We start from the raw sequence: 13261 nt of genomic DNA on the forward strand, positions 1-13261 counted from the left end.
CGAGGGCGGCCGTCAGGGCCGCTGCCCGGGGCGCTGGACCATGCCCGTCGCCTCCAGCGCCGTGTCCACCAGAACCTTTCCGGCCGGGACGTGCTTGGGCTTCAAGAGCGGCCTCGACGTCGGCGTGCTCTTGCCCAGCGAGTACGGGAGCGTCTGCGCCTTCACGTTCACGAGGCGCATGCCCAGGTAGGCGTAGGAGCCGGGATCGAGGACGAACTCGGTGCGGACGCCGTCCCCGCCGGTCCTGGCGAGGCCCACGCCGGGGCGTCCGAGCGCGTCCCGCACGCCCTGCCGGATCTCGACGCCGGGTATCAGCGCGATGGTGCGGAAGATGGCGCCGCGCGCGGGCTCCGGCATGGACTGCTCAAGACTCAGGTAATGTCCGAGCCGCGCGAAGACCCATTGGTCGCGGCCCTGCCGGAACCCCGCCTTGCCCATCCCCCTCTGGGCCGCGTACGCGTCGGCCTGCTTCCGCAACTCCGACAGCTGCTCTTCCGGAGTCTTCGGCAGTGTGCGGAGGTAGTCGTACCACTGGGCGGGGGTCCGCTCCTCCCCGTCCGGTTCGGTCTTGACCCAGCCCTCGTCCTCGATCTCCAGCTTCCGCTTACCGTCCGCCCCCATGGTGTAGCCGGCGCTCTTCAGGCCGTCGAAGCGAACCCAGGTCTCCCGCTGCACCTCGTACTCGGGCACCCTCGGATCGGCCCCGGCGTGGAAGACCTTCGTGTAGACCCACTGGTGGTTTCCCGGACGGTAGTCGAACCGCTGCTCGATCTCCCGCGCGGCGCCCTCCAGGAACGCGGCGGCGCCCACGGGGGTCGCGGAGACCGATGGCCTTCCGCCGCCGTTTCGCGCCGGTCCGTCGTCCAGGACGGCGATCGCCGCCGGCACGCCCAGCACGGCGACGGCGGTCCCGGCCGCCGCGAGCCGCCAGGCCGGAACGCGCGGCCCGGACCGCTTCCCGGACCGCCTCCCGGACGCCGCGGCCACCAGCCGAGCGCGGCCGGGCGCCAGCCTCTCCGCGTCGGGCTCCGCGATCTCGTCGCGGAACGCGCGGACCCGCTCCTCGATGTCGTTCATCAGGCCTCCTCGTGGACGAGCGTCGGGTCGGATCCGCCGAGCGCCTCGCGGACCTTGCGCCGGGCGCGGTTCAACCGGGAGCGCACCGTCCCCAGCGGGATGGACAGCGCCTCGGCGACCTGCTGGTAGGAGAGGTCGGCCCAGGCGACGAGCAGGAGCACGTCCCGGTCCCGGGCGGACAGCCCGGCCAGCGCGCCCGCCAGCGCCCGGGACGACGCGGACGCGCTCACCCGGGCGTCCGCCCCCTCCATGGGGTCGGTGACCGGGTCGGCCCCGGTGCGGGCCAGGGCGCGCAGCATCCGCGTCTCGGACCTGCGGTGCTTGCCGATCAGGTTGGCGGCGATCCCGTACAGCCAGGGCAGCGCGTCCGGCCGGTCCGGGTCGTAGCGGCCCCGCCGCCGGAACGCCGCCAGGAACGTCTCGGCCACCACGTCGTCGGCGGCCTGGTCGCCGAGGCGCCGCCGGACGTAGCGGTGGACGGCCGGCGCGTGCCGGTCGTACAGCGCGGCGAAGACCTCGGGTTCGCGCAGGGAGCGCTCGATCAGGGCCGCGTCGTCGCCCGGGGGCGCCACCGGTGAGTCCCGTGAGCTGATGGTCATACGGCTCCGTCCTCGATCGCCCGTGCGGGAGGCCGCACGCTCGGCGTCGTCACCCGTCATCACCCGTCATCACCCGCAACCCGGGACAGAGTTCACGTTCTTATGGTGCTGGCGGTGTGTGTCGTATGAGTGACGGAGGGTATTAGCCGCCCGAAAGCGACATGTTCGGGGGTGCGTGGTGCAGATCAGTAAATACGCCGCCATCGGCGCCGGACTGCTGCTCCTCGCGGGATGCAGCCACGCGGACAAGCGGCAGGCCAGGACGGCGGGGCAGCACGCCGAGCTGGGGAGCAAGGCGCAGGCGTCCAGGCAGCCGACTCCGCCACCGCCGCGGAAGATCGACTGCGACCAGGTCAAGTGCGTCGCGCTCACGTTCGACGACGGCCCCGGTCCCTACACCGCGGGCCTGCTCGACACGCTGAAGAAGAACGGGGCGCGCGCCACGTTCTTCATGCTCGGCGAGAACGTCGGCGCGCACGCCGCCGTGGTGCGCCGGATGGCGCTCGAAGGGCACGAGCTGGCCAACCACAGCTGGTCCCATCCGCAGCTCACCGGGCTGTCGCCCGCCGGGGTGCGGTCGCAGATCCAGCGGACGCAGCAGGCCATCGCGCAGGCGTCCGGCGGGGTGCGGCCGACGCTGATGCGCCCGCCGTACGGGGCGACGAACAAGCGCGTCGGGCACGACATCGGGATGCCGCTGATCCTGTGGAGCGTCGACACGCTCGACTGGCGCTACCGCGACGTCGCCCGCGACACCCGGGTCGGGATCAAGGAGCCGCAACCCGGCGGCATCGTCCTGTACCACGACATCCACAAGGCGAGCGTGGAGTCCATCCCGAAGGTGGTGGACGGCCTGAAGAAGCGCGGGTTCACGTTCGTCACCGTGTCGGAGCTGTTCCAGGGGCAGAAGCTCACGCCGGGCGTGACCTACACCGAGCGGCTGAAGCCCGCGCCGGTCACGGCGAGCCCGCCGCCGGCCGGATCGTCGGCCGGGCCTGCGAGCCCTGGGCCGACACGCCCGGGGAGCCCGGCGTCTCCGGCGCCGTCCAGCACCGGCTGACGGGCACGGGCACGAGCACCGGCAACAGGTACGGGCAACGGCGCGGCCGACCGCGTCAGCCGTCCTCCGGCTCCTCTCGGCGGGGGCGGCGGCGCGGCGGCGGCTGCGGCGGGACGACCTTCGCCGCGACCATGATCTCCTCGGGGACCTCGACCAGCTCGCCGGTGCGGCGGCGCACCATGAGGGTCTTGCCGGACCACGATTCGAGGACGCCGACGACGTCGCTGTACTCTCCCGTAGGCAGACGGCGGCGCAGCGAGATCCGCTGGCCCACGTCCGCGCCACTGATGGACACCACCAGCCGCGCGGCGAAGCGGGCGGACATGTGAGGACCCCCATGTCGAATCGACTGAGCCGTCGTGGCCATACTATTCACAGCGAGCTTGCGGTGAGCCGTGACGTGCGGCGGGGCCGGAAATCCGAGAGGAGTCACTGACGTGACCTACGTCATTGCGCAGCCCTGCGTGGACCTGCTCGACAAGGCATGCATCGAGGAGTGCCCGGTCGACTGCATCTACGAAGGGAAGCGTCAGCTCTACATCCACCCGGACGAGTGCGTCGACTGCGGTGCGTGCGAGCCGGTTTGCCCGGTTGAGGCCATCTACTACGAGGACGACGTCCCCGAGCAGTGGAAGGACTTCTACAAGGTGAACGTGGAGTTCTTCGACGACCTCGGGTCGCCGGGCGGCGCCTCCAAGGTCGGAAAGATCGACAAGGACCACCCGATCGTCGCCGCCCTGCCTCCGCAGAGCCACGACGACTGAGCCGGGGGACCGGAGGGCGCGCCCGGCGCGGGCGCGTTCCCGAGGTCTCCCCGCGTCGATTTCTCCGGGCCGCGGCCTCCCCGGGTGCGGGAGGGCCGCGGCCCGTCGGCCGTGTCGGGCCCTGTGCGGCCGGGCAGGATCTTGAGTGAAGGAGCAGGTCAGTGTTCACGTTGCCGGACTTCCCGTGGGATCGGCTCGCGCCCTACAAGGAGCGGGCGCTGGCGCACGCGGACGGCATCGTCGACCTGTCCGTCGGGACGCCCGTCGACCCGACGCCCGCGCCGATCCGGGAGGCGCTCGCCGCGGCCGCCGACGCGCCCGGCTACCCGCAGACCTACGGGACGCCCGCGCTGCGCGAGTCGGTCGCGGGCTGGCTGCGCCGCCGCGCCGGCGTGTCCGGCGCCGACCCGGACGCGGTGCTGCCCGTCATCGGCACCAAGGAGCTCGTCGCGTGGCTGCCGACGCTGCTCGGCGCCGGCCCCGGCGACAAGGTCGTCTTCCCCGAGCTGGCCTACCCGACCTACGACGTGGGGACGCGGCTCGCCGGGGCGACGCCCGTCCCGGCGGACGGGCTGCTCGCGCTCGGCCCGGTGAACCCGAAGATCGTGTGGGTGAACTCGCCGTCCAACCCGACCGGCAAGGTGCTGCCCGCCGAGCACCTGCGCAAGGTCGTGGCGTGGGCGCGCGACCGCGGCGCGGTCGTGGTCAGCGACGAGTGCTACCTGGAGTTCGGCTGGGACGAGGCGAACCCGCCGATCTCGATCCTGCATCCGGACGTGTGCGGCGGCTCCCACGAGGGCCTGCTCGCCGTCAACTCCCTCTCCAAGCGCTCCAACATGGCCGGCTACCGGGCCGGGTTCGTCACCGGCGACCTGGCGATCGTGAAGCGGCTGCTGGAGGTCCGCAAGCACGCCGGCATGATCGTCCCGGCGCCGGTGCAGGCCGCGATGGCGGTCGCGTTCGCCGACGACGCGCACGTGGACGAGCAGCGCGAGCGCTACGCGCGCCGCCGCGCCGTCCTGCGGGCCGCGTTCGAGCGGCACGGGTTCCGCATCGACCACTCCGAGGCGTCGCTGTACCTGTGGGCGACGCGGGACGAGCCGTGCTGGGACACCGTCGCCCACCTGGCCTCCCTCGGCATCCTCGTCGGCCCCGGCGAGTTCTACGGCGCGGGCGGCGCCCGGCACATCCGGATCGCCTTCACCGCGACCGACGACCGCGTCGCCGCGGCCGCCGACCGCCTCTGACGCCGGCCCGTCCGACACCGCCCGCTTTGAGGCCCCCCGTCACGGACGGTGTCGGGGCGGTTCCGGCCTTGCATCGGATCCGGCGTTTCCGTATGAAACCGCCGGATCATTTGATACGTCTCATCGCGGTATGGGCTAGCGGAGCCCCAGTCGGTAGGATCCGCTGGTCTGCGTCCGGCATGTCGACGAAATGACGGAGGTGTCCGTGGGCGGAACGGCGATGGTTGTTCTTCTGGCGCTGATCCTGATCGCTTTGATCGTGCTCATCGTCGTCCTGCTGCGACGTCGTTCGGGTTCCCCGGCCCCCGCCCCGGCCCCGGCCGCGCCGCGCGACCCGTTCGCCGCCGAGGACCAGGTGGCCGGCGACCCGCGGACCCTCAAGGCCGGCGACATGGTCGAGTACCTCGGCACCCGCTACTTCGTGCGCGGCTCGCTGCGGCTGAAGGAGGGCGGCTTCACCTGGAGCGAGCACCTCCTGGACGCCGACACCATCGAGGGCACCAAGGTGTGGGTCTCCGTCGAGGAGGACCCCGACCTCGAGGTCGTCTGGTGGACGGAGTACGACGCCGGCGACCTGACCCCCGGCGAGAAGACCGTCGTCGTGGACGGCGTCGAGTACCGCCGCGACGAGCACGGCACCGCCGACTACACCAGCGAGGGCACGACCGGCGTCGGCGTCCAGGGCCGGGTGGAGTACGTCGACTACGAGGGCCCGCGCGGCAAGTACCTGTCGTTCGAGCAGTACGGCGGCGGCCAGTGGGAGGCGGGCCTCGGCGAGCGCGTCCCGACCGGATCGATGACGATCTACCCGGGTGGCGGTAGCTGAGTTGCGCGCGACCCTCGACACCCCCTACGCGGACGCGCGCGCGGACGGGCTCTCGTTCGTGCTCGGGCTGCCCCCGCTCACGGCGCTCGCCGTGCTGCCGCTGGAACGGGCGGGCCTCGCCGTGGAGATGCGCCTGCTCGGCGCGTCCCACCAGGTCATCGCGGGGCCGCTGAGCGAGACGGTGGCGTGCCTGCCGGACCGCACCGAGCCGCTGCCGGGACGCGCCGCCACCAGCGTGCCCGGCTGGGCCTACGACTTCGCCGCGACGACCGCCGCGCACAGCGACGGGACGGCGTTCGCCCGCGCCGTCGAGGCCGTGTGCGCGCGGCTCGCGGACCGCGGTGACGCGCTGACCGGGGCCTTCCCCGGCTCCCCGCACGCCGTCACCGCACTGGCCATGGAAGAGACGCAGGAACCCGGCTTCGGCTGGCGGACCTGGCACGCCTACCCCCAGACCCGGGAGATCGTGATGACGCGCAGCCGGTTGGTGAGACCCTCGTGAACAGCAGATACCGGACGGCGGGCGCGGTGGCGGCCGCCGCCGTGGCCGCCGCGGCGCTCACCGGCTGCGGCCAGTCGCAGTCGTCGTGGATCGGCGACAAGTACTCCCGCGTCAGCGCCGACACCTACCGGTCGCCGAAGGCCCCGCAGTCGGTCGCCGGGGAGATCAGCCGGAAGTTCAAGCCGATCGACCGGGTGGACGACATGGTGGTCAAGGGCGCCGCGGGCGGGATCTTCCTGCGGTACCCGAAGCTCGTCGTCGGCGTCCTGCCGAACGGCGCGGGCAGCCGGATCACGGTCGACAAGCCCCGCCGCGGCTACAACCGCTACTACTCCCATGTCGGCGGGCACTGGGCGAGTCCCGGCAGCAACGGATGGAACAGCAGAGGCGCCGCGTCGTTCCGGGGCGGCGGCCCAGGGTCGGGCAAATGAGGAGCGACAGATGAACGACGACATCCTTCAGGAGATCGGCGCCACGTTCGCCTACGGCGCGGTCGGCATCGCGCTGATGGCGCTCGGCTACCTGGTGGTGGAGGTGACGACGCCCGGCCGGCTCGGCAAGCAGATCTGGACCGAGGGCAACCGCGGCGCCGCGCTGCTGCTGGCGGCCAAGCTCCTCGGCATCGGCGCGATCGTCACCACCGCGATCGTCACCAGCGACAGCGACCTGTCCGAGGGCCTGATCGACACGGCCGTGTTCGGCGCGTGCGGCATCGTGCTGATGATCGTCGCGTACTTCCTGCTGGACGTGACCACGCCGGGCAAGCTCGGCGCGACCCTGGTGAACGCCGACAGCGGCGGCACCGCCATCCACCCGGCGGGCTGGGTCGTCGCCGCCGCGGACCTCGGCGTCGCCGCGATCGTGGCCGGGGCGGTCTCCTGACGTCCCGCGACCTGGGCCAGGCAGCCCCTGACCAGTCCGACCTGGAGCGAGCCGACCTGGAGGAAGCCGCCCCGGCGCCCGCTCCGGCGGACGGGCCGGGGCGGTCGCGCGTATCCGCACGGCTGGCCCGCACCCTCGTCCTCGCGGCGGTGTTCACGTGCGCGGCGTGCGGGCTGGTGTACGAGCTGGCGCTGGTCGCGCTCGGCAGCTACCTGGTCGGCAACTCCGTCACGCAGGCGTCGATCGTCCTGTCGGTGATGGTGTTCGCGATGGGCGTCGGGTCGCTCGCGGCGAAGCCGCTGCAGGGCCGCGCGGTCGTCGCGTTCGCGGTCGTGGAGGGCGCGCTCGCGCTGATCGGCGGGGTGTCGGTGCTCGCGCTGTACGCGGCGTTCGCGTGGCTCGACCTGTACGTCCCGGCGCTGGTGGTGGTGGCGTTCGCGGTCGGCGCGCTGATCGGCGCGGAGATCCCGCTGCTGATGACGCTGCTGCAGCGGATCCGCAAGCAGGACGCGGGGTCGGCGGTCGCGGACCTGTTCGCCGCCGACTACGTGGGCGCGCTGGTCGGCGGGCTCGCGTTCCCGTTCCTGCTGCTGCCGGCGTTCGGCCACATCAAGGGCGCGCTGCTGGTCGGGGTCGTGAACGCGGTCGCCGGGATGGCGGTCGTGCTGTGGCTGTTCCGCCGCGACATCGGACGCGTCGCGCGGGGCGCGCTGGCGCTCGGCATGGTCGCGGTCCTCGCCGTCCTCGGCGGGACGTACGCCCTCGCGGACGGTTTCGAGGTGTCGGCGCGGCAGGCGCTGTACAGCGACCCGATCGCGGTCTCCAAGCGCACGAAGTACCAGGAGATCGTGATCACCCGGCAGGCCGGGCTGGGGCCGTCCGACCTGCGGCTGTTCCTCAACGGCGACCTGCAGTTCTCGTCGGTGGACGAGTACCGGTACCACGAGTCGCTCGTCCACCCGGTGATGTCGGGGCCGCACGGCAGGGTGCTGGTCCTCGGCGGCGGGGACGGGCTGGCGCTGCGCGAGGTGCTGCGCTACAAGGACGTCCGCAGCGCGACGCTGGTCGAGCTCGACCCGGAGATGCTGCACCTCGCGCGCACCTACCGGCCGATCGTGTCGCTGAACCACCGCTCGTTCGAGGACCCGCGCGTGCGGACGGTCGCCGCCGACGCGTTCTCGTGGCTGCGCGGCCTGCGCGAGCAGTTCGACGCGGTCATCGTGGACATGCCCGACCCCGACGACGTGTCCACGGCCAAGCTGTACTCGGTCGAGTTCTACGGGATGGTGAAGCGGGCCCTCGCGCCGGGCGGGCGGATGGTCGTCCAGTCGGGGTCGCCGTACTTCGCGCCCAAGTCGTTCTGGAGCATCGAGAAGTCGATCGCGGCGGCCGGGTTCGCGGTGAACCCGTACCACGTGGACGTGCCGAGCTTCGGCGACTGGGGCTTCGTGCTCGCGTCCGCCGGGAGGGAGCCGCCCGCGCTGCGGCTCGCGCCGGACGTCCCCGGCGGCCTGCGCTTCCTCGACGGCTCCGTGCTCCAGGCGGCGACGGTGTTCCCGAAGGACCGCCGCGGCCGCGACGTCGAGGTCAACACGCTCGTCCACCCGCGCCTCGTCGAGTACGAGGGCGAGGAGTGGAAGAACTCCTGAGCAGGCCGGCTCCGATGGGCGGCATGGTCCGCCACGTCGGAGCTTGACTACTTCCCGTAAACACTTGACTACTCTCCGGCCTTTCTGCGGTCGGGCTCCGGGAAGGGGGCGAAGCGAGACCCGAAGGAGGATTCAGTGACAGGTTTCCTGACAGGTGGCGCGCGGCGCAGGGCGTGGTGCGGCATCCTGGCGTTCGTCCCGCTCATCGTGGGACTGACCGCGGCGGGCGTACCGGCCGGCGCCGCGCCGGGGGCCGGGCGGCTCCCGGTCAAGAAGATCGAGAGGATCATGCAGGCCGAGGGGACCGTGAGCAAGAGCGGTGTCCTCGAGATCGACATCGATCGCTCGGACCTGAAGGTCACCGGCGGCAAGCCGCGGGTGCGGTTCGAGAACGGCTTCCAGATCCAGCACGAGGTGTACTTCCAGTCGATCGGCCGGAACAAGGCGATCATGAACGGCGATCTGGCGCTGCGCCCGCAGGAGATCCAGCGGGTCATCGACGGCTATCTCGCCCACGGCATCATCTTCCAGGCCCAGCACCAGCACCTCTACGACCTCGAGCCGATGGTCTGGTTCCTGCACTTCCGGGCGGTGGGCGACCCGCTCAAGCTGGCCGGGGCCATCCACGACGTCATCCGCCGCAACACGTCCACCCCGCTGCCGCAGACCCTGCCGAAGCACCCCCGGACCCCGCTTCCGGCGAAGCGGCTGGGCAAGATCCTGGGCGGGGACGCCATGGTCGGCGAGAACGGGATCGTCACCGTGACGGTGCGGCGCACCGACAAGATCCGCCTCGGCGGCATCCGCATCGACCCGGACCTGGGCGTGTCCACCAGCGTGCAGTTCCAGCCGGTCGGCAAGGGGATGGCGGCCGTGGTGCCCGACTTCTCGATGACCTCCGGGGAGGTGCAGCCGGTCATGAGGACCATGCGCCGCCACCGCTGGGAGGTCGGATGCCTCTACAACCAGGAGACCGCGGAGCAGCCTCAGCTGTTCTTCTCCCACATGTTCAAGGTCGGCGACCCGATCACCCTCGCTCGCCAGGTCCGCGAGGGGCTCGACCACACCGCCGCCCAGCGCGCCTGATCCCGGATCGTCGGGGACGACGGGCAGGCCGGCCCGCAGCCGTCCAGGCCGCGGGCCGGCTTCGTCGCGCCGGGCGGGTCAGTCCGGGACGGACCGGCGGATGGCCTTGTCCACGGCCCGCTGGAACGACGTCACCAGCGACTGGATCATCAGCGGCTTGAGCTTCCCCGCCATCTCCATGAGCTGCTCGCGCTCCTGCGGCGCCCGCCCGCCCTCCCGGTAGGGCCGGACGACGGTGTCCTGGAAGACCTGCTGGAGCTCGGCGGCCAGCGCGGTCGTGTGCCGGTCGACGGCCTCATGGGACGCGATCAGGGTGTCCAGCGGCATCGGCAGCGCGGCCAGCTCGGCGCTGATCCCGAGCAGCGCGGGGCTGACGACCCGGACGACGTCCTCCGACACCCGCTCGACGACGCCGAGCGCCGCCAGCCGCTTGATCGTCGCGTCGTCGAGATGGCGCCCGGCCCGCCGGTCGAGCTCGTGGCGGTCGAGGTCCTCCGGACGTTCCGGCGCCCAGGGCGACAGCAGCGCGCGCTGGAGCGCGAGGTCTTCGGCGGGGGCGTCCAGGGGGATCTTCTTGAGGTGCTTCTCGATGGAGGCGAGGGTGAGCCCGAGCGACTGGAGCTCCCGGACGAGTTCGAGCCGCGCGAGGTGGTCGGGACCGTAGAGGCCGGTGCGTCCGCGCAGGCGGGGCGGGGGGAGCAGGCCGCGCCCGGCGTAGAACCGGACGGTGCGGACGGTGACCCCGGCACGCGAGGCCAGCTCGTCGACGGTGAGCTCCATCCCGCCTCCCTCTATGTGACAGCACCAGTGTTACATTAATCGTGTATCAGCACGCGCTTACTTGAGGGAGACCGCCGGATGGGACGGGACATCTACACCGAGGAGCACGAGGCCTTCCGCGACATGGTGCGCTCCTTCATCGCCAAGGAGGCGGCGCCGCACCACGAGCAGTGGGAGAAGGACGGGATCGTCTCGCGCGAGGTGTGGCTGGCGGCCGGCCGCGCGGGCCTGCTCGGCATCGACATGCCGGAGGAGTACGGGGGCGGCGGCAACGACGACTACCGGTACTACGTCATCTTCAACGAGGAGCTGGCGAAGGCCGGCATCCACGGGCCGGGCTTCGCCGTCCACAACGACATCAACGGCGGCTACCTGCGCCAGCTCTGCACGGACGAGCAGCGGCAGCGGTGGTTCCCCGGCTACTGCTCCGGTGAGATCATCACCGCGATCGCGATGACCGAGCCCGCCGCCGGGTCCGACCTGCAGGGCATCAAGACCACCGCCGTCAAGGACGGCGACGACTACGTCCTCAACGGGTCGAAGACGTTCATCTCCAACGGCATCCTCGCCGACCTCGTCATCGTCGTCGCGAAGACCGACCCGGCCGCCGGGGCGAAGGGCGTCAGCCTCCTCGTCGTCGAGCGCGGCATGGCGGGCTTCGAGCGCGGCCGCAACCTCGACAAGGTCGGCATGCACGCGCAGGACACCGCCGAGCTGTTCTTCGACAACGTCCGCGTCCCGAAGGCGAACCTCCTCGGCGAGGAGGGCATGGGCTTCATCTACCTGATGACCAACCTCGCCCGGGAGCGGCTGTCCATCGGCGCGACCGCGATGGCCGCCGCCGAGGACGCCTTCGAGCAGACCCTCGAGTACTGCAAGACCCGCGAGGCGTTCGGCCGCCCGATCGGCAAGTTCCAGCACAACCGCTTCACGCTCGCCGAGATGAAGACGGAGCTGACGATCGCCCGCTCCTTCACCGACGAGTGCATCCTCAAGGAGAGCAAGGGCGAGCTGACCGCCGACGAGGCCGCCATGCTCAAGTGGTGGAACACCGAGCTGCTCAAGCGGGTCGTCGACCGCTGCGTCCAGCTCCACGGCGGGTACGGGTACATGACCGAGTACCCGATCGCGAAGGCGTACCAGGACGTCCGCATCCAGACGATCTTCGGCGGCACCACCGAGATCATGAAGGAGATCATCGGGCGCGGCCTCGGCGTCTGACCGGCGGCCGGCCCGGCTCAGCCCAGCGGGGGCACCACCGCTTCGATGAGGTGCGGGCCCGGTTCGGCGAGCGCCTTGCCGAACTGGGCCGCGAACTCCTCGGCCGTGTGCGCGCGCGACGCCGGGACGCCCATCCCGGACGCCAGCGCGACGAAGTCGAGCGCGGGCCGCGACAGGTCGACCATGTCGCGGGTGATGGTGCCCTCCTCCGGCGGGGCCGGGACGGCGCCGACCCGCGTCGTCTCCATCGACAGGATCGCGTAGGCGCCGTTGTTGAACACGACGGTCGTGACGTCGAGGCCCTCCCTGGCCTGCGTCCACAGCGCCGACAGCGTGTACATGGCGCTTCCGTCGGCCTCCAGGCAGACGACCGGGCGGTCCGGGCAGGCGATCGCGGCGCCGGTCGCGACCGGCAGGCCCTGCCCGATCGCGCCGCCGGTCAGCGACAGCCAGTCGTGCGGCGGCGCGCCCGCCGTCGCGCCGGGCAGCCACAGCCCGGACGTGTTCGCCTCGTCCGACACGATCGCGCCCTCGGGCAGCAGCGCGCCGATGACGGCGGCGGCGGTCTCCCCGGTCAGCGCCCCCGACGGCAGCTCCGGCCGCGCCGCGACCTGCACGGCCGGGCGCGCCTCCTTCGCGATCGCGTCGGCGAGCCCGGTGAGCGCCCCGGTCGCGTCGGCGCCGAGGTCGTGCACCTGGCAGCCGTCCGGCACCAGGTCGCCGGGAAGGTCGGGGTAGGCGAAGAACGTCACGGGACGGCGCGCGCCCGCGAGCACGATGTGCCGGACGCCCGCCAGCTGCGCCGCCGCCATCTCGCCCAGGTAGGCCAGCCGCTCCACCGCCGTGACGCCGGCGCCGCGCTCCAGCCGCGCCGGGAACGTCTCGCACATCACCCGCGCCCCGGTCGCCGCCGCGATGCGCCCGGCGGCCTCCAGCCCGTCGCGCCGGGCCGCGTCCCCGCCGATCAGCAGGACGCACGGCTCGCCGCCGGTCAGCGCGGCCGCCGCCCGGTCCACCGTGCCGCCCGGCACCGGCTCCGGGGGAGGGGCGGGGGACGCCGCCGCCGTGGCGCCGCCGTCCGACCAGGCGACGTCGGACGGCACGATCAGCGTGGCGACGCCGCCCGCCCGCGCCGCCGTGACCGCCTCGGCCGCGGCCTTCCCGGCCTCCGCCGCGCTCACCGGCCGCCCCAGCCAGGCCGACACCGACCCGGCCACGGCCGCGATGTCGGACTGGAGCGGCGCGTCGTACTGCTGGTGGCCGGTGGCGTGGTCGCCGATGATGTTGACGATCGGCGTTCCGGCGCGCCGCGCGTTGTGCAGGTTGGCGAGCCCGTTGCCGAGCCCCGGCCCGAGGTGCAGCAGCACGGCGGCCGGGTCGGCGGCCATCCGCCCGTACCCGTCGGCGGCGCCCGTCGCGACGCCCTCGAACAGGCACAGCACGCCCCGGGCGCGCGGCTCGGCGTCCAGCGCCGCGACGAGGTGCAGCTCGGACGTTCCCGGATTCGCGAACCAGACGCCGACACCGGCGTCCGCCAGTGTGCCCACCATGGCCTGCGCGCCGTTCAT

General features: G+C 72.5%; 15 protein-coding genes. 10 read left to right on the forward strand and 5 right to left on the reverse strand.

Annotation, left to right across the window (positions count from 1 at the left end):
* Positions 1-12 precede the first annotated feature (12 nt).
* Together ACGFI1_RS08305 and ACGFI1_RS08310 are read right to left on the reverse strand one after the other, a co-directional pair.
* Entirely contained in the window at positions 13-1077 is a 1065-nt protein-coding gene (locus ACGFI1_RS08305) for a CU044_5270 family protein (RefSeq protein WP_392784117.1), read from the reverse strand.
* Complete coding sequence (locus ACGFI1_RS08310) at positions 1077-1676, reverse strand: RNA polymerase sigma factor (RefSeq protein ID WP_392784119.1); 600 nt, start codon at positions 1674-1676, stop codon at positions 1077-1079. Before ACGFI1_RS08310 ends, ACGFI1_RS08305 begins: the two co-directional genes overlap by 1 nt.
* A gap of 178 nt (positions 1677-1854) precedes the next feature.
* On the opposite strand from ACGFI1_RS08310, the gene ACGFI1_RS08315 reads away from it, so the two are divergent.
* A complete protein-coding gene (locus ACGFI1_RS08315) occupies positions 1855-2736 on the forward strand; it encodes a polysaccharide deacetylase family protein (protein ID WP_392784121.1) in 882 nt (293 codons plus the stop codon).
* Positions 2737-2791: 55 nt separating this feature from the next.
* Here ACGFI1_RS08315 and ACGFI1_RS08320 read toward each other — a convergent pair whose 3' ends face one another.
* A complete protein-coding gene (locus ACGFI1_RS08320; RefSeq protein ID WP_138639076.1) occupies positions 2792-3061 on the reverse strand; it encodes a putative acetyltransferase in 270 nt (89 codons plus the stop codon).
* 112 nt (positions 3062-3173) lie between these two features.
* Between ACGFI1_RS08320 and fdxA the strand changes: the two genes are divergently transcribed.
* The 8 genes from fdxA (at position 3174) to ACGFI1_RS08360 (ending at position 9692) form a co-directional block, all read left to right on the forward strand.
* Positions 3174-3500 carry a ferredoxin gene (gene fdxA / locus ACGFI1_RS08325; protein WP_149260792.1) on the forward strand — a complete coding sequence of 109 codons (327 nt, stop codon included), beginning with the start codon at positions 3174-3176 and terminating at the stop codon, positions 3498-3500.
* 161 nt (positions 3501-3661) lie between these two features.
* The gene (gene dapC, locus ACGFI1_RS08330; protein WP_364546959.1) at positions 3662-4747 is read left to right on the forward strand and encodes a succinyldiaminopimelate transaminase; all 1086 of its coding nucleotides are present in this window, start codon (positions 3662-3664) and stop codon (positions 4745-4747) included.
* Between the two features lie 220 nt (positions 4748-4967).
* Positions 4968-5573, forward strand: a complete 606-nt coding sequence (locus ACGFI1_RS08335) for a DUF4178 domain-containing protein (RefSeq protein ID WP_364546956.1) — start codon at positions 4968-4970, stop codon at positions 5571-5573.
* Positions 5560-6075, forward strand: a complete 516-nt coding sequence (locus tag ACGFI1_RS08340; RefSeq protein WP_240808196.1) for a DUF2617 family protein — start codon at positions 5560-5562, stop codon at positions 6073-6075. The genes ACGFI1_RS08335 and ACGFI1_RS08340 overlap by 14 nt, the downstream gene beginning before the upstream one ends.
* Positions 6072-6506: a DUF4247 domain-containing protein gene (locus ACGFI1_RS08345; protein WP_392784124.1), complete on the forward strand. Its 435-nt coding sequence runs from the start codon at positions 6072-6074 to the stop codon at positions 6504-6506. The genes ACGFI1_RS08340 and ACGFI1_RS08345 overlap by 4 nt, the downstream gene beginning before the upstream one ends.
* 10 nt (positions 6507-6516) lie before the next feature.
* The gene (locus ACGFI1_RS08350; protein WP_364546955.1) at positions 6517-6957 is read left to right on the forward strand and encodes a DUF350 domain-containing protein; all 441 of its coding nucleotides are present in this window, start codon (positions 6517-6519) and stop codon (positions 6955-6957) included.
* 56 nt (positions 6958-7013) lie between these two features.
* Positions 7014-8606, forward strand: a complete 1593-nt coding sequence (locus tag ACGFI1_RS08355) for a polyamine aminopropyltransferase (RefSeq protein WP_387069806.1) — start codon at positions 7014-7016, stop codon at positions 8604-8606.
* 135 nt (positions 8607-8741) lie between these two features.
* A complete protein-coding gene (locus ACGFI1_RS08360; protein WP_392784126.1) occupies positions 8742-9692 on the forward strand; it encodes a DUF1259 domain-containing protein in 951 nt (316 codons plus the stop codon).
* Between the two features lie 78 nt (positions 9693-9770).
* Here ACGFI1_RS08360 and ACGFI1_RS08365 read toward each other — a convergent pair whose 3' ends face one another.
* Positions 9771-10472 (reverse strand): MerR family transcriptional regulator, encoded by a 702-nt coding sequence (locus tag ACGFI1_RS08365; RefSeq protein WP_387069562.1) that lies wholly within the window; start codon positions 10470-10472, stop codon positions 9771-9773.
* Between the two features lie 78 nt (positions 10473-10550).
* On the opposite strand from ACGFI1_RS08365, the gene ACGFI1_RS08370 reads away from it, so the two are divergent.
* Complete coding sequence (locus ACGFI1_RS08370) at positions 10551-11693, forward strand: acyl-CoA dehydrogenase family protein (RefSeq protein ID WP_364546945.1); 1143 nt, start codon at positions 10551-10553, stop codon at positions 11691-11693.
* 17 nt (positions 11694-11710) lie between these two features.
* On the opposite strand, the gene ACGFI1_RS08375 is transcribed toward ACGFI1_RS08370, so the two are convergent.
* A complete protein-coding gene (locus tag ACGFI1_RS08375; protein ID WP_392784128.1) occupies positions 11711-13261 on the reverse strand; it encodes an acetolactate synthase large subunit in 1551 nt (516 codons plus the stop codon).

The sequence above is a fragment of the Actinomadura geliboluensis genome (genome assembly GCF_043197915.1).
Lineage (GTDB): Bacteria > Actinomycetota > Actinomycetes > Streptosporangiales > Streptosporangiaceae > Spirillospora > Spirillospora geliboluensis.